Annotated in this window: 16 protein-coding genes; 10 read left to right on the top strand and 6 right to left on the bottom strand. The window is 42.8% G+C overall.

The window, feature by feature from the left end:
* The first annotated feature begins 397 nt into the window (after positions 1-397).
* From ABID99_RS00670 to ABID99_RS00640, 7 genes are all read left to right on the top strand, one after another.
* Positions 398-1,723, top strand: coding sequence for a sugar porter family MFS transporter (locus tag ABID99_RS00670; protein ID WP_188833460.1), 1,326 nt, complete (start codon positions 398-400; stop codon positions 1,721-1,723).
* Positions 1,724-1,735: 12 nt separating this feature from the next.
* Positions 1,736-2,647 carry a carbohydrate kinase gene (locus ABID99_RS00665; protein ID WP_090529578.1) on the top strand — a complete coding sequence of 304 codons (912 nt, stop codon included), beginning with the start codon at positions 1,736-1,738 and terminating at the stop codon, positions 2,645-2,647.
* Positions 2,648-2,676: 29 nt separating this feature from the next.
* Positions 2,677-5,817 (top strand): SusC/RagA family TonB-linked outer membrane protein, encoded by a 3,141-nt coding sequence (locus ABID99_RS00660; RefSeq protein ID WP_188833461.1) that lies wholly within the window; start codon positions 2,677-2,679, stop codon positions 5,815-5,817.
* Between the two features lie 18 nt (positions 5,818-5,835).
* Positions 5,836-7,542, top strand: a complete 1,707-nt coding sequence (locus ABID99_RS00655; protein WP_373612564.1) for a RagB/SusD family nutrient uptake outer membrane protein — start codon at positions 5,836-5,838, stop codon at positions 7,540-7,542.
* Positions 7,543-7,664: 122 nt separating this feature from the next.
* Complete coding sequence (locus tag ABID99_RS00650; RefSeq protein ID WP_373612563.1) at positions 7,665-9,197, top strand: glycoside hydrolase family 32 protein; 1,533 nt, start codon at positions 7,665-7,667, stop codon at positions 9,195-9,197.
* Positions 9,198-9,451: 254 nt separating this feature from the next.
* Positions 9,452-10,276, top strand: coding sequence for a family 16 glycosylhydrolase (locus ABID99_RS00645; RefSeq protein ID WP_373612562.1), 825 nt, complete (start codon positions 9,452-9,454; stop codon positions 10,274-10,276).
* Between the two features lie 265 nt (positions 10,277-10,541).
* Positions 10,542-10,940, top strand: a complete 399-nt coding sequence (locus ABID99_RS00640; protein WP_373612561.1) for a response regulator — start codon at positions 10,542-10,544, stop codon at positions 10,938-10,940.
* Between the two features lie 304 nt (positions 10,941-11,244).
* Here ABID99_RS00640 and ABID99_RS00635 read toward each other — a convergent pair whose 3' ends face one another.
* Positions 11,245-11,925: a hypothetical protein gene (locus ABID99_RS00635; protein WP_373612560.1), complete on the bottom strand. Its 681-nt coding sequence runs from the start codon at positions 11,923-11,925 to the stop codon at positions 11,245-11,247.
* Positions 11,926-12,364: 439 nt separating this feature from the next.
* Here ABID99_RS00635 and ABID99_RS00630 point away from each other — a divergent pair, with 439 nt between their 5' ends.
* Complete coding sequence (locus tag ABID99_RS00630) at positions 12,365-15,685, top strand: SusC/RagA family TonB-linked outer membrane protein (protein WP_373612559.1); 3,321 nt, start codon at positions 12,365-12,367, stop codon at positions 15,683-15,685.
* Between the two features lie 11 nt (positions 15,686-15,696).
* Positions 15,697-17,505, top strand: a complete 1,809-nt coding sequence (locus tag ABID99_RS00625; protein ID WP_373612558.1) for a RagB/SusD family nutrient uptake outer membrane protein — start codon at positions 15,697-15,699, stop codon at positions 17,503-17,505.
* A gap of 165 nt (positions 17,506-17,670) precedes the next feature.
* On the opposite strand, the gene ABID99_RS00620 is transcribed toward ABID99_RS00625, so the two are convergent.
* Together ABID99_RS00620 and ABID99_RS00615 are read right to left on the bottom strand one after the other, a co-directional pair.
* Positions 17,671-19,338: an ArnT family glycosyltransferase gene (locus tag ABID99_RS00620; RefSeq protein WP_373612557.1), complete on the bottom strand. Its 1,668-nt coding sequence runs from the start codon at positions 19,336-19,338 to the stop codon at positions 17,671-17,673.
* A gap of 32 nt (positions 19,339-19,370) precedes the next feature.
* Entirely contained in the window at positions 19,371-20,351 is a 981-nt protein-coding gene (locus ABID99_RS00615; protein ID WP_373612556.1) for a glycosyltransferase, read from the bottom strand.
* A gap of 112 nt (positions 20,352-20,463) precedes the next feature.
* Here ABID99_RS00615 and ABID99_RS00610 point away from each other — a divergent pair, with 112 nt between their 5' ends.
* Entirely contained in the window at positions 20,464-21,366 is a 903-nt protein-coding gene (locus tag ABID99_RS00610; protein ID WP_176627864.1) for a tetratricopeptide repeat protein, read from the top strand.
* Here ABID99_RS00610 and ABID99_RS00605 read toward each other — a convergent pair whose 3' ends face one another.
* The 3 genes from ABID99_RS00605 to lpdA form a co-directional block, all read right to left on the bottom strand.
* Positions 21,367-21,807: a sterol desaturase family protein gene (locus ABID99_RS00605; RefSeq protein WP_373612555.1), complete on the bottom strand. Its 441-nt coding sequence runs from the start codon at positions 21,805-21,807 to the stop codon at positions 21,367-21,369. It abuts the gene before it with no gap.
* 1 nt (position 21,808) lies between these two features.
* Entirely contained in the window at positions 21,809-22,429 is a 621-nt protein-coding gene (locus ABID99_RS00600; RefSeq protein WP_373612554.1) for a TlpA family protein disulfide reductase, read from the bottom strand.
* Between the two features lie 112 nt (positions 22,430-22,541).
* Entirely contained in the window at positions 22,542-23,945 is a 1,404-nt protein-coding gene (gene lpdA, locus ABID99_RS00595) for a dihydrolipoyl dehydrogenase (RefSeq protein ID WP_373612553.1), read from the bottom strand.
* Positions 23,946-24,092 lie beyond the last annotated feature (147 nt).

Below are 24,092 nucleotides of genomic sequence, written 5' to 3'. Positions count from 1 at the left end.
GTCCGTATGTTTTTTGCATGCCACTTATTAAGCAAGGTCATAAGCTCAGATTATTTGGAAGAAAAAGGTAATAAAACAGGGTTAATTATTGGTTTATTTTTTCCCTTTTAGGATTAAACAAAGTAAAGATATCTATAAACGTTCCTGAAAAACAAATTTATAGGGCCGGGCAACCTACCTCACAACCGGAGTGATGTAACCAAATTGAAAGTAACAGGTAACATAAACGAATATTTCAATTTCAAATTTCGCATTTTTTATTTTATCTAACTGAAAACCAACAAGATAAAACAAGATTGATTTTTATACTTTATTGATACAAAATCAATAACCCTCACATGGCCCATTACCCTACTTTGGCCTCAATAAATCCAATATAACACCTTTTATAATTATTATGAGAAAACACTCCGTCCTGGCCTGGTCCATGGTCGTGGCCCTTGGTGGCTTCCTTTTCGGGTTTGATACCGCTGTAATATCGGGCGCTGAAAAATCTATCCAGCAATTCTGGCACCTATCCGTAGTGGAGCATGGGTTCACGATTTCTATCGCACTAATAGGAACAGTCATCGGGTCATTGTTAGGAGCCCGGCCTTCAGATCTGTTTGGCCGTAAAAACACGCTTTACTTTGTAGCTGCGGCGTATTTACTATCATCATTGGGCACTGCACTGGCCGATAGCTGGTATGTATTTCTGGTTTTCAGGTTACTGGGCGGTCTTGGTGTTGGTATCTCATCAGTTACAGCACCTATCTATATTTCAGAAGTTTCACCTGCTGACCGCCGGGGCAGGCTGGTGGGCCTGTTTCAGTTTAACGTGGTGCTGGGCATTCTGATATCATATCTGTCCAACTACCTTATCAGCCAGGTTGGCGAAACTTCATGGCGATGGATGCTTGGCGTACAGGCTTTCCCTTCGGCTCTGTTTTTAATACTGATCTACTTTATACCTGAAAGCCCGCGCTGGCTTATTCTTAAAAAGGGCGAAATGGAAAAGGCCCTCGGGATCTTACGGATCATTAATCCGCTTAACTGTGAACAGGAGCTGGCATCTATCAAACACTCAACTTTAAATGATACTGCTTCCGGCGGCAACCTCTTCTCGGGTCAATATAAAACACCTATAATATTAGCTGTGCTGTTCGCCTTTTTCAACCAGGTTTCGGGTATCAATGCTATTATTTATTATGCACCCCGCATATTTGAAATGGCAGGCCTTGGAGCCCATTCATCGTTATTGTCAACAGTGGGCCTTGGGGCAATCAACTTTGTGTTCACCCTTGCTGCTATTAATATTATTGATAAAGTAGGCCGCCGGATCCTGATGCTTATTGGCTCGGTTGGCCTTATCATTTCCCTGTTCCTGGTAGCCTATACCTTTTACTCGGGGCACATGAGTGGCTTTGCCGTTCCCGCTTATATGATGCTGTTCATTGCATTCTTTGCGTTCTCGCAGGGTGCCGTTATCTGGGTATTTATTTCGGAGATCTTTCCAAACCAGGTACGTGCAAAGGGCCAAACATTAGGCAGTTCAACCCATTGGATCATGGCAGCATTGATCGCTTTCTCCTTTCCGTATTTCGCCGAAAAACTTGGCGGCACAATAACATTTTCCTTTTTCGGCACCATGATGATATGCCAGTTAATTTTTGTGTGGAGGTTGATGCCCGAAACCAAAGGCAGATCGCTGGAGCAAATTGAAACTAACATGGTAATGCATTAATCAGGATCAGCTATGATGAACTTACATACAAATACCTTGACACCGGCCGTTTGCTATGGCGAAATACTTTGGGATGTTTTGCCGGATGGCCCTCAACCCGGCGGAGCATTGCTCAATGTATCATACCATCTTAATAAACTGGGCATGCCTGCCAGCCTGGTAAGCAAAATAGGTAATGATGCCGATGGCCAGAAACTTGAAAACCTGCTCGATAACTGGGGCATAAAAAAACACCTGCTGCAAACAGATACCGAACACCCAACCAGCCAGGTGATAGCCAAAATGAATAATGGCAACGAGGTATCCTACGAGATTATTTTTCCTGTAGCCTGGGATTTTATTAATGACAGCGAGCACATCAAAACACAGATCAGGCCTTCAACCTATTTCGTTTTCGGTAGCCTTGCGTCAAGGAACAACGTATCGCGCAACACCTTGTTTGAGCTGCTGGAAAGCGATGCTATCAAAGTATTCGACATTAATTTGAGGCCGCCCTTTATAAGCCGTGACCTGCTGGCCGATCTGCTGCACAAAGCCAACATCGTAAAATTTAACCAGGCCGAGCTTGAGATGGTGCAGGGCCTGTTCAGAGGTTCATTCTGGAAGGAATCGGAACAGATCAAATTTATCCAGGATCATTTTAACGTCCCTGAGATCATAGTTACCAAAGGCGAATTCGGCGCTTCTTATTATAAAGAAGATAAAGCCTATCACATTGCCGGGCGTGAGGTGAAAGTAAGGGATACCATAGGCAGCGGCGATTCCTTTTTAGCGGCATTCATAGCCAACCATTACCGTGGCGAATCACCAGAAATTTTATTAAAAAATGCAATAGCGATGGGCGGTTTTATTGCAACAAAGAAAGGAGGTTGTCCGGATTATAAAATCAAAGAATACCAAGACTTTATAAACAAGATGTTTTAATCAAACCAATTACTCTTAAACAAAAATCAATGAGAAAATTATTACTTATTTGTTCTTTCCTTATACTGCTCATAAGTGAAGGATATGCGCAATCCCGTACCATTACCGGGACTGTGTTAGATAACTCCTCGAAACCTATAGACGGAGTTACTATAGTGGTTGTTGAAACCCAAAAATCAACACTATCAGATGCAAACGGAAAGTTCAGTATCGCCGTAAAAAACGGTCAGTCGGTGCGGTTTTCTTATGTAGGTGCCAAACCAATACTGGTTACTATCACTGCGGATACCAAAACACTTGACGTAGTATTTAAAGACGCGGAAAACAAGCTGAATGAAGTAGTTGTAACCGGTTACACTTCTGAAAGAAAGAAAGATTTAACAGGCGCGGTTGCGGTTGTTGATTTAGCGCCGGTAAAAAACAATAGTTCGGGAAATACCATGCAGGCATTACAGGGCCGGGTTGCGGGTTTATATATTGAAAAAGATGGCTCGGCCAATGGTGCAACCAGCAGGATCCTGATTAGGGGGGCCAATACTTTGGGCAACAATAACCCGCTGTATATTATTGATGGGATCCCTACCACCAGGCCAGAGGTATTTCAAAACCTGTCGCCTTCAAATATTGCATCAGTTCAGGTATTAAAAGATGCCTCATCCGAATCAATTTATGGTTCACGCGCGTCTAACGGCGTTGTCATCGTTACCACAAAAAACGGCGGCAACACCGAGGGTAAGGTACAGTTCCAGTTCAATAACAGTACTTCAATCCAGTCCGAAAAATCGTTACGGTTTAAAATGCTGAACTCGGTAGACAGAGGTAGGGCCTTGTGGCAAGCTTCAGTTAACGACGGGCAGGACCCCGCCGCGGGTTATGGAGAGATCTATAACTTTGATTGGAATAATAATTTCAGTAACCCTGTTTTAAACAGCGTTACGCCTAAACCGTTTGTAGGCGGCGACCCCAACACTCCCGCCGGCGATACCGACTGGCAAAGCGTATTATATAAAACAGCTTTTGTCTACAATAATGATTTTACGGCTTCGGTAGGTAATAAAAACTCTTCTATCCAAATAAATTTTGGAAACATCAAAAACACCGGCCTTGTGCGCTTTACCAAATACGGACGTACCACCGGTAGCATTAATGCCATAACGCGGCCTTTTGATGGCAAAGTTACCTTCGGCGTCAATATAAAAATCACCAACTCAAACGAAACCCTTACCACAACGGACCTGGGTGGCGCTACTACTCCATTCCTGGCGGTTACGTTGGCACCAACCATCCCGGTGTATCAAAAAGATGGTGTAACCTACGCCGGCGAATCAGGGGCTGGCTACTCTGACAGAAACAACCCACTGCACATGCAGGACCTGGCAAAATGGAATAACGCCAACAGGTTAAACACTTTTGGTAACGTATTTTTAGAGGTACAACCCATTAAGAATTTATACTTCCGGTCAAATTATGGCGCCGATAATGCAGACTACCTGAGCAAGGTGATTACGCCAACTTTTTCGGAAGGTGCATTAAACCGCACCACCAACAGCCTGTTCTTTGATCAGAATCATTACCTGAGCACCACGCTTTCTAACACCTTGAGGTACAGCTATGATTTGAATAGCAAGCATCATTTTAAAATATTAGTTGGTACAGAGTATATTAAAACCTTTACTGATTTTCAAACAACCTTAAAACAGGGATATACCATCCAAACAGAAGATTATTTTACGTTGGACGCCGGCACAGGAAATACCATTGTTACCGGCAGGTCAATAGGTAATAGCCTATTTTCGCAATTCGGTCGTTTTGATTACAATTATGCAGGCAAATATTTAGTGTCGGCTACCGTTCGGCGCGACGGTTCATCAAGGTTCGGTACCAACAACCAATATGGTATTTTCCCTTCCGCCTCAATCGGCTGGAAAATAGACCAGGAAAACTTCCTGAAAAACAGCAGTATATTCTCTGAGCTTAAATTAAGGGCCGGCGTAGGCCGGGTAGGTAACCAGGAAATTGGCGACCTGTCACGTTACTTGCTTTATAACACACGATACGGCACCACCCAAAACCAACTTACGCCAGGCTTTTGGGAACAATATATGAACGTTGGTACCGCATATTCATTATCCGGCGCCAATACAGGAGCGCTGCCATCAGGCTTCGTTCAGACCCAGGCAGCAAACCCTGCTCTTAAATGGGAAACAACCGACGAACTAAACACGGGGTTGGACTTTGCTATATTAAACGGCAAAATCTCGGGTTCATTCGATTATTTTACCCGGAAAACCACCGGCATCCTGATTACTCCTCCGGTTGCATCCGCACTGGGCGAAGGACAATCTAAAACCGTTAACGGTGCATCAAAAACCAATAGAGGCTGGGAGTTTTTAGTAACGTACCACGGCCAACGGTCAGGAGATTTTAATTACAATGTGACTTTAAACTTCTCTCATTTCAGGGATAAGATCACCGATTTACCGGAGAACGTTAGACCAGCTTACCCGGGCAATATAGACAATACCATCATAGGGCATTCACAGTTTGATATATTTGGTTACAAAACCAATGGACTTTTCCAATCACAGGCCGAAGTTGATGCTGCCCCAACGCAAATCGGCGCCGGTCCTGGCAGGATCCGCTATGTAGACATCAATCACGATGGAAAAATTGATGCCAACGATCAAACATGGATAGGTACTACTTTACCGGCTTTAGAGTACGGCGCAAGAATTGATCTCACCTATAAAAAATTCGACCTCTCCATATTCGGATCAGGTGTTGCCGGCCGAAAGGGGTTTGACGTATATACCCTGTTTAACAATTTGATGCACAGCCGCGAAAACGTTGGCCCCGGCGTATTTGATGGCTGGACACCGCAGCATACCAACACCAATGTACCAGCATTAACGTTAAAAGACAATAACAACGAAGGCCGTACTTCCGATTACTTCATTGTAAACACCTCTTATTTCAAATTAAGGAACCTTCAACTTGGATATACCATTTTACCTAAAGCTGTATTTACCAGGTTAAGGGTGTTTGCCATGGCCGAAAACATCTTTACTGTAAAAAGCAGCAAGTACCTGAGCCCCGATCCTGAGCGGATTGACCTCAACCCTATCCCAATTCCACGGATCTTCAGCTTTGGCGTCAATGCATCATTTTAACGAAAAAAATCATTCAATATGAAATCGAAAATATTAGTAACAACTATTTTATCGGGGCTAATAATTTTTAGTTCCTGTAAAAAAGCATTAGATTATACTCCAAAGGGTGTATTATCTCCTTCAGATTTAAAATCACCGGCCGCCGTTGAAGGTTTGGTAACCGCGGCCTATGCAGCTATTGGAAACGGTGATATGATAGGGCCTATATACAGCGACTGGGCTTATGGCAGCGTCCGTTCAGATGACGCTTATAAGGGCGGCGGCGGTACAGGCGATGTTGGCGAAGTTGACGCTTTGGAACATTACAACCTGGTAACGCCCTCGATGGATTCGTTTGTGTCACGCACCTGGAAAAATTTGTTTAAATCTATCTCAAGGGCAAATGTGGCAATTAGGGCAGTTAACTCCCTTTCGGATGCTGAATTCCCAAACAAAAAGATCCGTTTGGCCGAATTGAGGTTTTTGCGGGCACATAGCTATTTTACCATGAAATTGCTATACAAAAACATCCCTATTTTTGATGAAACCGCAACTCCTGCCGACATTCTGAAGGTTTCAAACACTTTATCAAACGAAGATTCATGGAATAAAATTGCCGATGATTTTCAATATGCAGTTGATAATTTGCCGGCTAAACAACCTGAATTAGCGAGGGCCAATAAAGTAAATGCACAGGCTTATTTAGCTAAATTAAGATTGTACCAGGCCTATGAGCAGGATGATAAACACCATGTAATCAATATCAATAAAACAAGGCTACAGGAAGTTGTTACGCTTACACAAGCGGTGATAGCATCTGGCAAATACTCGCTAAGCCCGGATATTGCTGATAACTTTTTACCCGAAACAGAGAACGGGCCCGAATCAGTATTCGCCATACAATTTACTATCAATGATGGTACTACCGCCGGGCGTTTAAATTTTGAAGACGGCTTAAACTATCCGCACGGGGCACCTCAATACGGCTGTTGCGGGTTCCATGCTGCAAGTCAGAATTTAGTTAATGCCTATACAACTGATGCCAATGGTTTACCTAACTTTGATACGTTCAATAACAGCATAGCCGATCTGTCGAAAGTTACTGTCGACACCAGGTTAGACCATACTGTTGGTATAGACGGGCATCCGTACAAATATGATAACACCAAACCATTCAGCAATAGCTGGGTGCGCGACCCGGGAGTTTATGGCAACTTTCATACCATGCGTAACCAGCAGTTAGCTACAAGCGCATCTTATTTTAAACTGGGACCATTTATGGGCTCGGCAAAAAATTATGATATCATCAGGTATGATGACGTTTTATTAATGCAGGCCGAAGCTTATATTGAGTTAGGGCAACAGGCAAGTGCACTGCCATTAATTAATCAAATAAGAAACAGGGCAGCAGCCAGTACAGGGCGACTTAAAAAGCTGGATGGAACTTTCCCTTCATCCTACAATATAAAACCCTATGGCCCGGCAAACTGGACACAGGACTATGCCCGCAAGGCTTTACAATGGGAAAGGCGATTGGAATTTGCTACCGAAGGGGTACGTTTCTTTGATTTAGTTAGATGGGGGATTGCAGAAAAAACTTTAAACGACTACATTAATGTAGAAAAAGTTAGGAGGCCATTTTTAGCAACGGCTAAATTTACCGCTGGAAGAGATGAATACCTCCCGATTCCGCAATCGGAGATTACGTTCACCAACGGTTTATATAAACAAAACCCTGGCTATTAAACTATAATTAACCAACGGAAACCTGGCCTGAATTATTAGGCCGGGATTCCCTTTTTTATACCAGAAGTACCGTAAGTTTTTGCATACCCTGCCAAATATATAACCTATTAAAAGCTTAAATTATGAAAACAAAATGCGGCGCATTTATATTGCCCCTCCTTATTGCCTTAAATTATATTTGTAAGGCCCAGGATTCCTCCCCAAAACCTTATGCGGATGAACATCGTCCCCAGGCACACTTTTCACCAGCCCAACATTGGATGAATGATCCAAACGGTATGGTTTATTATAACCATACTTATCATTTATTTTTCCAGTATTATCCTAAAGACATTGTATGGGGACCAATGCACTGGGGGCATGCGGAAAGTAAAGACCTAATCCACTGGAAACAGTTACCTATCGCATTGTATCCGGATGGCCTTGGTTATATCTTTTCTGGTAGTGCTGTTGTCGATTCCAATAATACAACCGGTTTTGGTAAAAATGGCAAAATACCCCTGGTGGCCATATTCACCCATCATGACCCTAAAGGAGAAAAAGAGGGTACCGATAAATTTCAAAACCAAAGCCTTGCCTATAGCCTGGATGGCGGCAGCACATGGACTAAATACAGCGGCAACCCGGTTTTGAAAAACCCCGGAGTCCGGGATTTCCGCGACCCCAAAGTGATGTGGTATGCCCCGGAGAAAAAATGGGTAATGACCCTTGCAACGCAAGATCATATCTCCTTCTATTCGGCCCCTGACCTGAAAAACTGGAAAAAAGAAAGCGAGTTCGGCATCAAGGCAGGTGCACACGGTGGCGTATGGGAATGCCCTGATCTGTTCCCACTAAAAATGAACGGAAAAACCTACTGGATCCTGATCGTAAACCTTAACCCCGGCGGGCCTAACGGCGGTTCAGCAACGCAATATTTTGTAGGAAATTTTGATGGGAATAAGTTTAGCCCGCTTGATTCAAATACCAGGTGGCTTGACTACGGTCCCGACGAATATGCAGGCATTACCTGGAGCAATACCGGCAGCCGTAAAATATTTTTAGGGTGGATGAGTAACTGGCAATATGCTAATCAGGTGCCCACAAAGGCCTGGCGTAATGCCGTAACCATTCCACGTGAGCTTAGCCTGAAACAAAGCAAAGGCCAAATTTTACTGGTATCCAAACCTGTGGCTGAACTAAAAAACATTGAAGAAAAAACAATTTCGTTAAAGCAGCCCGTGTTTAACAGGTCTCTTCTTGATCTTGGTTCAAAAATTAATAAGCTCAAAAGCCGGTACGTTTTAAAATTGAGTTTTGCTACCTTAAAAGATTATAGCATCAGGCTATCAAACACTAAAGGTGAAGAACTGCTTATTGGTTACGACCCTGCCAAAGATGAATACTATATAGATCGTACCAAAGCCGGAAAAATGGATTTCCAAAAGAATTTCTCCGGCCGTTTTACCGCACCGCGGCAAAGCGCTGCTAAAAATTCAGATCTCATTTTAGTAGTCGACAAATCATCAGTAGAGTTATTTGCCGACGGAGGCTTAACCACCATGACTGCAATCTATTTCCCAACCGAAGATTTCAACAACCTTGCAGTTAAAACCACCGGAAAATTAGCCATTAATAATATCAGCATTTCCGGGTTGAAATCTATCTGGAAATAACCGGCGACAGTAAGCTCTGAAAGGTTGTTTTCATCCCGAAAGCAACCTTTTTCATTTCCGGGCATTTCGGGGCACTCTCTCCAATCGCTTTATCGTATCGTTATATTATAATATTAATATATAATAACCCCCATAAATTCCAGTTTTGCCCCCTATCCATGGGATTTTAAGTATGTTAATTTGTGTCACCAATTAACCAGTACTCTCATTAACTATCGAGAGAAGCACACCTATTAACCTAAAAAATCTTTATTATGAAAAATTTAACTTTTGTTTTAATTGCATTTATTGTGATTACATCGTTTTTTGCATGTAGAAAAGATAATGCAGCTACCGCCAACTCCGCCGCAAATACTTCAGCCAGTCATCTTGCAACCAATACGGTATCATGGGTAAATGTTATTCCTTCTACCTCCTTTAGCTCGTACAGCACTTATTGGAATGACCTGTATCCCTGGGGATCTGATCATAATGGATCTGCCCGTATGCGCTCTCAAAATATTTCAGTTTCCGGAGGTGTGCTTACACTAACCAGTGCGCCCAGCGGCAGCGTTGGCAACAGCAATAAAGATCCATATTTACCGATCCATTATTATTCCGGGACGGTTTATGCCAAGACCGTACCTGTAGTAACCGACTCCTGGCCTAAGTGGCATTTTAAAGGTGAATTTCAGTGCGAATCACAAACTGGCACATGGCCTGCCTTTTGGGTTACAGGAGCTGACTCATGGCCACCAGAAAGCGATTTTATGGAATTTAAAGGAAGTGCAACCTGCTGGACAAATACCTACAAAAATGCAAGCGGAGGCTGGTCGAGTGTGGGTACAACTATTTCCAGCCCCGGAAACTGGCACACTTATTCGGTTTATATGACCAAGACGAATGCGACCGACGTATCCATCGAATACTGGATAGATGGTTCTTTAAAAAGCACCCAAACCGGCGCTAACTTTGTTGGGAAAAACCTGAATATCATTATTGATTACCAAATGGAAGGGTCGTCAGGATCACCCGGTCCTACCGGAACCACTTATATGCGCGCAAGGAATGTAATTGTTGAAAAAAGCGCTACGTTATAGCTTTAACCAAATTATAAGCTTGCTTCTCCGGTACCGATGATATTCCTGGTTCATTAAAACTAAAAAGGGTATGTATGCGCAAAAGCGAAATACGTGCCCTTTTAGCTATTACTTTCAAAAATAGCCCCATAGATAATTTATAAATAAATTAATCAATACTACAATAACTTTCCCTAACTGCAGATTGAGCGTAGTAATACTATCCATTTTTTTTAAAAGCGGATAATATATCTTAACTTATGCAACAATATCATAATTACCAATTATGTTCCGATTACTCTTTATAGATGACAGTAAACTTGACCATATTATACTGGATAAGCTTATTGCAGGAATTGAAGATTTTAACCCCGTATCACATAGTTACGATGGTGAAGATGCGTTAAAATCATTGATAGACAACCCGGCGGACTGCCCGGATGTTATTTTTCTGGACATTAGAATGCCCAGGTTTGATGGCTGGGATTTCCTTGAAGGTTTTGTGGATCTGCAATCCATACTGCCGGTTAAACCACTGCTCTATGTATTTTCGTCGTCAATTGACCCAACCGACAAGGAGCGGGCACTCAGCTATGATTTTGTCACCGGCTTTTTTAGCAAACCGGTTTCACGGCCGGTGCTTGAACAAGTATTAACGGCCTGTATTGAGCGCTCGAAAACATAAGGATGATTACCCATTTCACAGGTGTTCAATTTTTAAAAGTGTGAACACTTTGTATTTTTCGCCAAAAAAATAGTGCTAATAATCAACAACTTACATTTGGTTTAAAATACATCAAATCGTGTTTTGAACAAACTATTGTTGATAATCAAGCTATTACAAAATAGCATTTCCAAAAGTTGAACAGCTGCTTTTTAAAAAATTGAACACTGCCAAGATCTTGTCACTTTGTATCGCCGGTGCAAGGTTGAGCCATGCTTAGTATTATAATAAAAGGGTTAGGTTTTTCATAAACTCAGCATATCTTTTATTTGTTGGGTTTCCACCAATCATTGGGAAGCAGCAAAACATCTTTACTACTCGCAGCCATTGATTCATTAAAAAATGATACCAACGAAGTATCGGTCGGAATTTCATCGCCCACTTTATAAACATTTTTTAGATTTTCAAAGTAATCCCCCCGAATGTATGATATCGAAGCAGGTATAATATTTTCTTCCTTGGCATCATACCACTCCGGCTTATCTACCGAGAAGATCCTATTGGTTTTGCGATCAACAATGAAAATACCAGCTGAACTGTATAAAAATTTTCTCTTAAACGTGGAGTCTTTAATGAGTGATTTGCTACGTATATCAAACACGTAAAGATAAGCCCTGATACCTTTCCCTAAGTCTTCACATGTGGTAAGAAAAGCATGGTTATTAAAGATAAGACTCTTGTGTCTTTTAAAGGAATTTCCCTTTATTTCATATATCCCACTGTACACATGGCTTAAATCTATATTCAAGTCCTCTGGGATAAGGAACTTTAAAGTGTCGAATGTTAGATATTTATTGTTTTCGACCAAAGATAGCCTCATTAATGAATCAGCATTAATCTCTGTTGGTGATGACGTAACATCTCGACTGGCAGTTGGCTTACGTTGGCACGAAGACAAGAAGCAAACGCATATTAGTAGGTATCCAAGGATGACTTTAGTATTCATATCTCAAATATTAGTGATTGTTTTGAAGGTCTGATTTCCATATAAACTCTGCCCATTTACCAAGAACATCAACAGTAATATCATTACCAGCAATACAGTCATCTCAGCAGGCCAGTTTCTATCCAAATTATTAAAAAAAACTGTTGTCGCACTGGCATAATCAAAAAATGTCGCCATTTTCCCACCTGGTATTAAACTATATTGGGTGTTATGCTTTATAGCCCCCCAATTTATTGCATAACCAAATTTCCGGGCAATAACCAATCCTAAATCACCACCCCTCTTGCAATCCTCCCCCCCTTAAATTCTGTAAAGCTCCCTGCCAAAAAAAGAATCTCATTCATTAATGAGTATAATAAAATCCTGCGTGTGTCTTTATGGTGATTGAGCGGATAGCGCCGATCATTACACTAAGTCATAAACCTAAAATTTAAGAACTATGAGTTTTTTTTACCAAAAAAAGTATTCGGCAAGGTGCCTTTTAGTTTTTTTGCTGCTGGTAGGCATGGGCTATCATGCTGCGGCGCAAAGCCGCCAAATCAGCGGTACTGTCACAGATTCAACCTCCAGGGAACCCCTGCCTGGTGTAACTGTGCAGGTTATTGGCACTACCAATGGCGTTCAAACTGATGTAAACGGCAAGTACAAATTAACCGTTAATCCCGGAGCAAAGTTATCTTTCGCTTTTTTGGGTTATAACACGCGTAAAGTAACTGTTGGCGATGACCCTGTTATTAACATTCAGTTATCAGGCAAAAGAAGCGATCTGGAAGAGGTTGTAGTAGTTGCTTACGGTACACAAAAGAAACCGTCGGTGGTAGGCGCTATTGCCACGGTGAGCTCAAAAGTTTTTGAAGATCGCGGGCCAACCAATAACCCTATTGCCAATTTACAGGGCCAGGTTCCGGGCATGGTGGTAACCAGGAGCTCGGCGCAACCGGGTCGCGAAAACTGGAACTTCCAGATCCGCGGTGCAACCTCCGTCAACGGACAGGATCCCTTGGTCATTTTGGATGGGGTTGCCCTTAACAATAACAACGAGCTAAACTCTATTAATCCAAATGATATCGACAATATCTCAGTTTTGAAGGATGGCTCGGCTTCGATATATGGTGCACGCGCTGCTTATGGTGTTGTACTGATCACTACCAAAAAAGGTAAAGCGGGTAAAATGGTGATCCAGTATGACCCTTCTGTGTCTCAGAAATTGTTAGGCCTTCAGCCCAAGATGACCAACATTGATCAGTGGGCAAATGGCCTGCTTCAGGCCCGAACAAATGATAATTATGGAGTAGCGCCAACAACCGACCTTTGGTACCAACTGGCCAACTTCGCGCTGGCCAATAAAGGCACGGTGGTACTGGCATCGCAGATTCCCGGAAACACCACCGGAGGTATCACTGCAAATTCGTTTTATAACGGCTTGCCTGTACCGGCATTCCTCGATGTAAAGGAACTCGACTTTATCGATGTATCACTACAACAGTACATATGGGGAAGGGCTACTTCAACACAACACAATTTTTCGGTATCAGGCGGAACAGAAAAAAACACCTATCGTGTTTCGTTAGGGTATTTAAATGACGGCAGCCAGCTCCGGATAGGCAATAACGGTAATCAACGCTATAACCTCAGACTTAATAACAGCTACAGATTCAGCGATAAAGTGCAACTGGAAACCAATATTTCGCTTGAGCAAAACAACATCCAGCAGCCAACCATGTACACTTCCGGAAGTTACAGTGCGCTTGGAAACGGATTTCAGATCGGTTTGCCTATGTTCACGCAATCTGGCCGGCCATACCAGTGGGGAGGTGTAACAAGCCCCGCGGGACTATTAAGAGATGGGGGCGACAACCTGGAAAACAACAGCCGGGCACTGTTAAACTCAACGCTTACCTATAATTTCATGAAGCACCTTACCTTTACCGGAACAGCGGGATATAACGTTTGGTGGCAGGATGACCGTGTGCAAACCAAAACAGTTCGCCTTTATTCATACGATGATAAATACCTGACCGGGACTACCGCGCCGGCAGGTGGTACTTCGGGAGGGAGCCAAAACTATTTCCGTGCTAATATCAACGATAAATATTATAACCTGATAGGACGTGTTACCTATGCCAATACTTTCAACCGTGTACATGATGTATCGTTAATGATCGGCAGCTCCTACGAAAGGGATGAGTATGACATGTTTAACACCCGTACCTACAATTTGGGCAGCGATGATGTGCCTTCTTTAAATTTGGGCCTGAGCAGTTCGTTGGCCGGTTTTGTAACCAACGACGAACAGCGCAACCACTACGCCCTGGGTTCATACTTTGCAAGAGCTACCTACGCATATAAAGGCAAATATCTGTTTGAAGGAACCGGCCGGTATGATGGTTCTTCAAAATTTATTGCAGATAAACGCTGGAAACCATTTTACAGCCTCATGGGCGGCTGGCGCTTAGGCGAAGAAAGCTTCATCAAGAAAACAAATATTTTTAGCGAGTTAAAGCTACGGGCCTCTTACGCTACGTCGGGCAGCCAGGGTGGCATCGGCCTTTATGATTACCTGCAATCGCTTAATGTCGGCAATAGCAATACCCTTTTAGGTTCAGCGCTCGCAACCGCCACTACCACCACCGGAAACCTGGTTTCGCTTAACAGGACCTGGGAAACTGTTATTAAACGGAACATTGGTATTGATTTCGGTTTGCTAAACGGCCGCTTAAACGGAACTTTTGAAGTGTTCCGTAATCAGAATAAAAACATGCTGGTGAGTGTTACCTATCCGGCCGTTTTGGGTATCGGTGCTCCCCAGTCAAATAACGGCGACCTGAAAACCTGGGGATGGGAAGGGCAATTAACCTGGAGAGACCACGTTGGGCAGGTAACTTACAGTATTTCGGGTAATATTACCAACAGCCAAAACAAATTGGTATATTTTAACGGCGTTCCGGCATTAGGTGCAGGTTATAACGCTACTGTTGAGGGGTATCCGCTTGGATCATATTTCGGCCTTAAATACGGAGGCCGTTTCCAGACACAGGCACAGGTTGATACCTATAACTCCACTTATTATGCCCCCGGCGGTGTGATCAATACTATTGGCATCCCTGTAGCTACCCCTTTAACCAACCTGCCGGGTCAAAACTCAGGCTTACGTCCGGGAGATAATTATTTTGTTGATGCTAACGGCGATGGTAAACTTACTACAGGTACATCGGCAAAAGACATGGGCGACCTTGTTTATTTAGGCAGCGACATTCCGCGCTATACTTTTGGGTTGACATTAAGCCTGCAATGGAAAGGTTTTGATTTCACAAGCATTTTTCAAGGGGTAGGTAAACGGACAATCTTCAGGGCCAATGGTAGTGCAAATAACTGGCGCGTACCTTTTGCCGCCGTTTATCAGGCGCAAACCACCCAATGGGTTGGTAAAACCTGGACCCCTGAAAATACAAATGCCTATTACCCTAACCTGCATAGCAATGGAATCAATGGTTACAACTACCAGATTTCGAGCTGGTCTGTTGAAAACGGCGCTTATGTACGCCTGAAAAACCTTGTTATCGGTTATACCTTACCAAAATCGTTAACAGAGCGCACCAAAGCTATCAGCCGTTTAAGGTTCTACATTTCGGGAAGCGACCTGTGGGAATACAGCAAAATTCATGATGGCTGGGATCCTGAAATGACCAGGACCACTGCAGGCAACGAGCGTTATCCATTTTACAGGTATGTAACCGTAGGCGCAAACATTACTTTTTAATTGAAATGATTATGAAAAATATTTACCGGAGGATCTTCAGTATCCTTTCAATAATTATTGTTACAGGCTTGTTCGCCTGCAACAAGTCACTTAACCTTAAACCACAGGACCAGCTATCGGATGCGGCATATTTTAAGTCGGCCAGTGATTTTAAAACATTTGCTAACCAATATTATGGTTATCTCCGTAATTTCAACAATTCGTTTGCAGATAACCCTCATTATGACGGGCGTGCCGATGTATTTGGCGGAGGTGGCGTGTATGGCGCAGGTATCAATACAGTACCGGCAAGTGATTCGTACTGGAATAATAATTACTCCCGGATCAGGAATTGCAATTATTTACTTGAAAAGGCCGCCACTTTCCCCGATCAGGCCAGCATCAGCCAGTTTGTTGCCGAAGCCAAATTTTTCAGGGCTTACTGCTACTTTGAATTACTGCAATTGTATGGCGGGGTTCCGCTGATCACCAAAACGCTAAACCTTGATTCGCCCGAACTTTATGGAACCAGGGCATCACGCGATCAGATAGTTGATCAGATTGTTGCCGATCTGGAAGCAGCCATACCAAATCTGCCTGCATCCATCTTAGCCAATTCTGCAGATTTTGGCCGGGTGAGCAAACCTGCCGCGCAAGCGTTTTTAGGAAGGGTTGCACTTTATGAAGGCACATGGCAAAAATTCAGAAACGGTGATGCTGCCCGTTATAATATGCTGCTCGATAAATCGGCCACGGCTTCCAACGCGGTGATAACCAGCAATCAATTTGCACTTTTCGGTACCCCGGCTTCAAATGCCCTGGGCGGTAATAGTACCATATTGGGCGACTCTGCGCAGAAATACCTTTTTATCCTCGAAAATCCAAAATCAAACCCGGCTTCCGTTACCAAAACTGCTAATCATGAGTACCTTTTATCGTACCGTTATGACGATGTGAGCAAAACAATCGGAACAAATATCAGCCGGCAGGGAACGCAGATTGGGCCTCAGCATAAATACGTGAACGCATTTTTATGCCAGGATGGATTGCCTATTGAGAAATCGCTCCTGTTCCAGGGTTTTGAAAGTTACGGATCGGAATTTATAAACCGCGATAATCGTTTAAAGTATACTATCCAGGTTAACAATATGTACTACTGGTACGGTAACGCCAATTACCGGGTAACCTGGCTAAATGACGCCGCTGATATTGCTTTATCTATGGGAAAAGTTGTTAAGATTGGCGGTTATACCAATCAAAAATGGGTAACCGAACGCAACTGTCCGGATACCAAAGAGTCGGAAGATTACCCGGTGATCCGCTATGCCGAAGTATTGCTAAACTATGCAGAAGCGGTTTATGAACGTGACGGTGCCATAACAGATGCCGATCTCAACAAATCGCTCAACCTGGTACGTCTGCGTGTTAATAAAAATATGCCGCCATTAACCAATGGTTTCGCAGGTGAAAACGGATTGGATCTGCGTACGGAGATCAGGAGGGAACGCTTTATTGAACTTTATTATGAAAACTTCAGGTTTGACGATATCAAGCGCTGGCATAGTGCCGCTACCGACCTGGTTAGCAACACCGGCGGTACCGCCTATGGAAACATCAGTGCTTTTGTAAGCCCGTGGCCGGTAGGTATTAAATTTAAAGGTACGCAGGCCGATGTTGGACCAAACCCTTTAAAGCCTGCTCCTACCAACGCGTTAGATGCCAACGGTCAGCTGATCCTTGACAATACAGCGCGCAATTTTTCGGAAAAAAATTATTTATATCCGATCCCGGCACAACAAATTACCCTTAATCCCGCGTTAACACAAAATCCGGGCTGGTAAATTTATTTAAAACAATCAAAAGGCTGCCCCAGGGACAGCCTTTTGATTGTTATGTGTTATCACCCTATAATTACAAACCTGGCCTAAATAGTTGCTCCCGTCAAGACGTTTAAACAAAAAGGTAGTTGTTAATTTGGGCATTGCCAATTTATAGCGGGCATTGCTCTACCTGATCCTGATCAGATAAAATTGATCCAAAGTGGTACTCCTCTTCTTTTTGATGATAAAGGGCAAGCTCAGATTTTCATGAGGAAAATCATGGAAAGCTTTTATTATAGTATAAGCAATCCCTTTGTCTTTTAATTCGGCTACCGCTTTTTCATCGGCTACTATAATCCGGCTTTTCAGACTGTCTGTTTTTAGAATATCATCAACGTTACTATAGGTCGCTTCGCCTTTGTAATAAAAATCGAAGGTATTTGATAAAACCGCGGCACTTACTTTTTGCCGCGGGTAATTTTGATTGAGGTATTCGGCGGCCGAAAGATCCCCGCGGTAATCAACAATAATAGGATAAGCTACGGTCACCAGGTAGGCATTCACTAAAACAGACACGGCGCAGGTAAATAAAAACACAGGCTGATAAATTGGTGTTGGCTTTTTGTAAATGTAGATGGACAACCCAATAAACCCTGCAATCAACAAAACAAAGACAGGCCAGCATTCGGGCGCGAAAATGAAATTAAGCGCAATAACAGCAATCAATAAAAGCCCTGTCATGATATATTGAGCCATCTTGAAAAACTTTAACCCGGCGCCAGCTTTTAATGAACTAATAAAAACCGCGGTTATAATAGCAAAAAACGGGAACAGGATATTAGTGTAAAATGGCAGCTGAAATTTGGAAGCTGAAAAAATCAGCAGCATTAATACGCTTCCCGAGATACACAGATATTCGGGCTGGGTTATGCGTTTAATCATTTTCCTGACGGTAGCATATAGTGCATAGAACAGAAGAATAGCCCATGGCGCGAAAGCCCACAGCAGGGTATGAACAAAAAATAGTTTGTCGCCGTGTGTATTCGTAATGTAACCGTTATTGTTGAAACGCCCGAACTGGCTGTCCCACAAGAACCAGTGGATACCGGAAATCCCGGTGCGACCGAAAACAACTTTTTCGGGGTGAAGATCAAACTGGGTATACACTGAATAAATTTCGGGTAAAGTAAATATCACCACCAATATAAACGAGAGCAGCCATTTCCAGTGGAACACGCCTTTGATATTTCCTTGAAATAAATAATCGCCGATGATAGCCGCCCCTATCGGGATGAGCAGATAGATGCCTTTAGTCATCACTGCGCAGGCAGTAAATATGCATGCCAGCAGCACATGGGCCATGCTGAACCGTTCTTTTACCTTATAAAAGTGATAAACAGCGCCCATCAGCAAGCCCATAATATAAGGCTCGGCACGTACATCCGTATTTGACATTACGCTGTGTTGAGCGGTAAGCAGGATCAGGATAGCGATAATAGCTGTTTCATCGCCATAAAACTTTTTGGCAAGCTTGTAAGTGTACGCCACCGACATGAAAAAGAACAGCAGGGCGGGCAATTTATAAGCAAAAGTATTGATGCCGAAAATCTTAAAACTGATAGCGATAATCCAGAAGGGGAAATGCGGTTTATCCAGCCAGTCGGCACCGTGATACATCAGATCGGTAAAGTTATTGCTTTGTGCCATGCTCCGGGCCAGGGCCGAATACAACGCCCCATCATCAGTAAAGAATTTGATGCCGATACCGGCTACATTAAGCACGATAGCTAATAACAGCACAATAAAATAAGGCCGTTTTTGCGATGAAAAAATTGAAGCTGCTGTACTCTCCACTAAAAATATTTATGCCCAAAAATAGCTGAATTTTAATTATTCCAGGGCAGGTATTTGGGTTGATCATGGTTGATCAGTTCGGGCTTGACTGAATTTAACACCTGACCGTTCAAAACCCGTTCGTACAGGGCTAAATATTCCTTTGCCATCTTGCCGATACTGAAATTATCGGCAGCATATTGATGGCAATATTGTTTATTAAAACTTTCAACGTTTTTAAGTCCGGTAGCCAATTCTGTTTTACTTGCCGATAACATACCAACTTCCGTAGGTACGAGCTCGGGCAGCGAGCCGTAAGGTGTACCGAAAACCGGGCAGCCGAAATAAAGACTTTCAACAATAGCTATCCCAAATGGCTCATGCCACAGCACCGGGAAAAGCAGGGCTTTTGAACTGTTCATTACAACTGACTTCGCTTCATCGCCCACCATCCCTTTGAAACGGACATTTAAGTTGGGTGTAAAGCGTAATCCCATTTTCAGGTTGAGGCGGGTACCTCCAAGTACCACCAGTTTATTACCACTCATGGTAGCTACATCGATGGCCCCTTTTACATTTTTAATCCGCCAGGCTGCCTTAGCCAGAAAATGGGTATGGGTGCGCTTATTATCGAGCATAGGTTCTTGATAATCGGCAGTGTCTATCGCGTTATGCACAAAAACTGTTGAGCCGTGCCTTTGTGCATGATTGGCCGACACAAATACCGAGTTAACATCTAATTGCAAACCACCAGGGTTATTATGAACAGTTACGATATATGGCTTTTTAGTAAAACCACTCACCTGGAACTGGAAATGAACCACATCAATATCATCGGGCACCTGTTGGTTTATGTCAACAGCCGGATCGTAGATCAACACCCTCGCAAATGGACAGCTTGAGCCTGCACCTACCAGATAAATAATTTGATGCCCCAATCGGTTCAGCTCGCGGCCAAGCCACCAGATGATACGCTCGGTACCGCCATATTTAGTAGCAGGAATTGGGGTGTTGTTTACGATGAGGATATTCATAGATGTTGGAGGCAAAGGTAATAATCTGCGTATTCTATTTCAGCCTTTAACAAAATGCATTAATAGTTTTAAGAGATTTGTATATTCACTCAAAAATCTATTTCCTGTCACAATGAAACTTAAGTTAACATTTCTATCGATAGCTGTTACCTGCTTTATTCAGCCAATTTTTGCCCAAAACTACATGGCCGATTTTAAGGCTCTTGTTGCTAAAGATGATACCGCCGCTGCATTTAAAATATTACAAGCCTGGCAAAAGACCGGTATAAATGATCCTGATTTTTATATAGCCAGCTATAATTATTATGCCAAAAAGGGGCTAACCGAAGTACTCAGCCTTCAAAAAGACCAGCCGGCGGGTCAAAGTTTTCAGCTTACCGATAGTACGGGCAAAGTTGCCGGCTATCTTGGTGGTGGCCAAACTTCTTATAATTTAATTTATCTGAATAAGGGGTTCGAATATATTGATACCGGCATAGGTAAATTTCCGGCGCGACTGGACATGCGTTTCGGCAAAGTTTATCTGCTCGGCAAAATTGAAAACTACAAAGCTTTTTCAGAAGAAATTATCAAGGCTGTTAACTACGGCCAAACTATCGGTTTTAAATGGATCTGGAGTGGGGGCAAACCAGTTGAAGATCCGGAAAATTTTATGCTTAGCAATATTCAAACTTATATCATCCAATTAAATAACGCCGGCGATCAAAACATGGATTATATCCGTGATATTTCCCTGGCCATTTTGAAATACAAGCCAAATAATGTTGTCAGTCTTTCCGATCTCTCTATCAGTTATCTTACCAAAAAGGACTACCCTCGCGCGTTGGAGACATTGCTGAAAGCCGAAAAACTGGCACCGCATGACTACATCGTTTTAAATAACATTGCCTATTGTTACGAATTGCAAGGAAATAAACCCAATGCACTCAAATACTATCAGCTTGTGAAACAATATGGCAACGATGAAGCAAAAGCAAGCGCAGATAAAAAGATAGCCGAGCTCAATAAAAAATAGTCATTTCCTAAACCACTTTCTGCTCGCCACCAACAACCCAAACTCTTCCGATGGATATTTCTCCGTCGACTTATGATGAATTTTATGCGCCCGGCGGATGCCGGCCAAATAACGATTATCACTTTTAAAAGCTTTGAAACGATTATGGATAAACCAGTCGTGGAAAATGAAATAAATGATACCGTAGATGCTGATACCAGTACCAATCCAAAACCGGTAGTCCAGAGTTAAATGCCCTATCCATATCAGCCATAAAGCAAAACCAGCGAAGCCTACGCTGAACAAGTCGTTCAATTCAAACCGACCATGCCTTTGTTGATGATGTGTTTTATGTATAAACCACAAAGGTCCGTGGAAAAGATATTTGTGCATAGCCCAGGAGATGAGTTCCATTAGTGCAATGGTTGATAATACAATTCCTGTGTTTGCTAATAGATTCATATTAGTTAGCTGCAATACTCCGGGCTATCAGGTTTTCCATCTTTTGGGTATTGATTTCTTCATGTTCGCCATATCCCGTTTTTTTGAAGATCAATTTTCCCTGTTTGTTAAAAATAAAAACTGTTGGATATCCCTTGAAACCAAACTGCCTGTCGGGGCATTTGGTTTTATCATCGGGCGTATATTTCGCTAATACCTTGCCCGTATAGATCTTTTCGTTACAACCCGGTATAAAGTATACAGGCAATTTAAAATCGTCCCGCATACTGTAATGTTTATACAGGTTAACAAAGTTAGTCATCGATTTATCCTGTGTTATAAACCGCTTAACTATCCCGCTATCGGTTTGGCATAGGGTTATGAAACAAAATTTTTTATTGTCTTTATATTGGGCGTAAAGCTTGTGCAGCATGCCCATTTCACGAAAACAAGGCGGACAGGGCACAAACCAGCAATCAATAAACAGCACTTTATTTTGGCCTAATTGCTTTAGCGTGGTATGCTTTCCGTTGATGTCGTAAACCTCAATATCAGGTATTGATTTAATTTTTTTGGTTTGCGCATGAACTACACAGCCAAGCAAAATAAAAAATGCGAATAAGGAGCAGGTTATTACTTTCATAGCCGAAGTATTTACCGCTAACTTAAAATTAAAAAAGCGGCTATCAAATGATAACCGCCTTTAAATATTTGAAATTAAAAATCCGACATCGAAAATCCGATATCCGAAATTATTAAATATGTATCGCCCTGTTTTCAGTGGCAGCCAAACATGCTTCACGCATCGCTTCGGTATAGGTTGGGTGGGCATGGCTCATGCGCGAAATATCTTCGGCACTTGCACGGTACTCCATCGCCACAACAGCTTCGGCTATCATATCGGCAGCACGCGGACCAATCATGTGTACACCTAAAATTTCGTCGGTAGTGGCATCGGCCAATACTTTTACAAAACCATCCAGGTCACCGCTGGCACGGGCACGACCACTTGCTTTGAACGGGAACGAACCGGTTTTGTATTTAACACCGGCTGCTTTCAGCTGCTCTTCTGTTTGACCAACAGCTGCAACTTCTGGCCAGGTATAAACCACGCCCGGGATCAGGTTGTAATCAATATGCGGTTTTTGGCCGGCAATAATTTCGGCAACCAGCGTACCTTCATCTTCAGCTTTGTGAGCAAGCATGGCACCTTTAATCACATCACCAATGGCGTAAACACCTTTAACTTTGGTTTCCAGGTGTTCATCAACCGTAATTTTACGACCGCGTTCTTCAACGGTAATACCGATATTCTCTAAACCTAAACCATCGGTGTAAGCTATACGACCAACAGCTACCAGGCAGTAATCGCCTTTTAATTCCAGCTTTTCGCCTTTTGGGGTATCACAGCTAACGGTTACTTCTTTACCTTTTACTGTGGCACCTGTAACTTTATGGCCCAGGTAAAATTCCATACCCAGTTTGGTCAGTACTTTTTGTAATTCGCGGCCAAGGCCCTTATCCATAGTTGGAATAATGCCATCCATAAATTCAATTACAGATACTTTGGCGCCTAAACGGGCATAAACCGAACCCAGTTCCAAACCGATAACGCCGCCACCGATCAACACCAGGTGTTTAGGCACTTCGCTCAGGCTTAATGCTTCGGTTGATGTAACAATGCGTTTTTTATCGATAGGCAAAAATGGCAATGCCGATGGTTTTGAACCAGTAGCGATGATCACGTTTTTACCGGTGATCTCAGTAACAGTACCATCGTTCTTTTTAACAGTGATGGTGTTTTTATCTTTAAATGATCCTACACCAAAATGAGTGTCGATCTTGTTTTTCTTCATCAGGTAGCTGATACCGCTGGTATTCGCATCAACAACTTCCTGCTTGCGTTTAATCATCTGTCCAAAATCTATCGAAAGATCTTTAAGGTTGATGCCATGGGTTTTAAAAGCATGGGCGGCATTGTGGTAATGCTCAGATGAATCCAACAGTGCCTTCGACGGGATACAGCCTACATTAAGGCAGGTACCGCCAAGGGTATTATACTTTTCAACAATTGCGGTTTTTAAACCAAGCTGGGCACAGCGGATAGCGGCTACATAACCACCGGGGCCCGAACCTATAACTATAACATCATATTGCATAGTAGTGTGTATTTTATGGTGGGCAAAGTTAAGGATTATTGTCTGAACCTGAATTTATCGAATTAAGGAATTATCAGAATACCAGGCAAATTCAATAAATTCATTTAATTCAGACAAAATCGCGACAATCCTTTAATCCCATAAATC

Source organism: Mucilaginibacter sp. OAE612 (assembly GCF_041806395.1).
GTDB lineage: Bacteria > Bacteroidota > Bacteroidia > Sphingobacteriales > Sphingobacteriaceae > Mucilaginibacter > Mucilaginibacter rubeus.
Note: the sequence above shows the minus strand (reverse complement) of the source record. Positions and strands in the feature narration are given on the sequence as shown.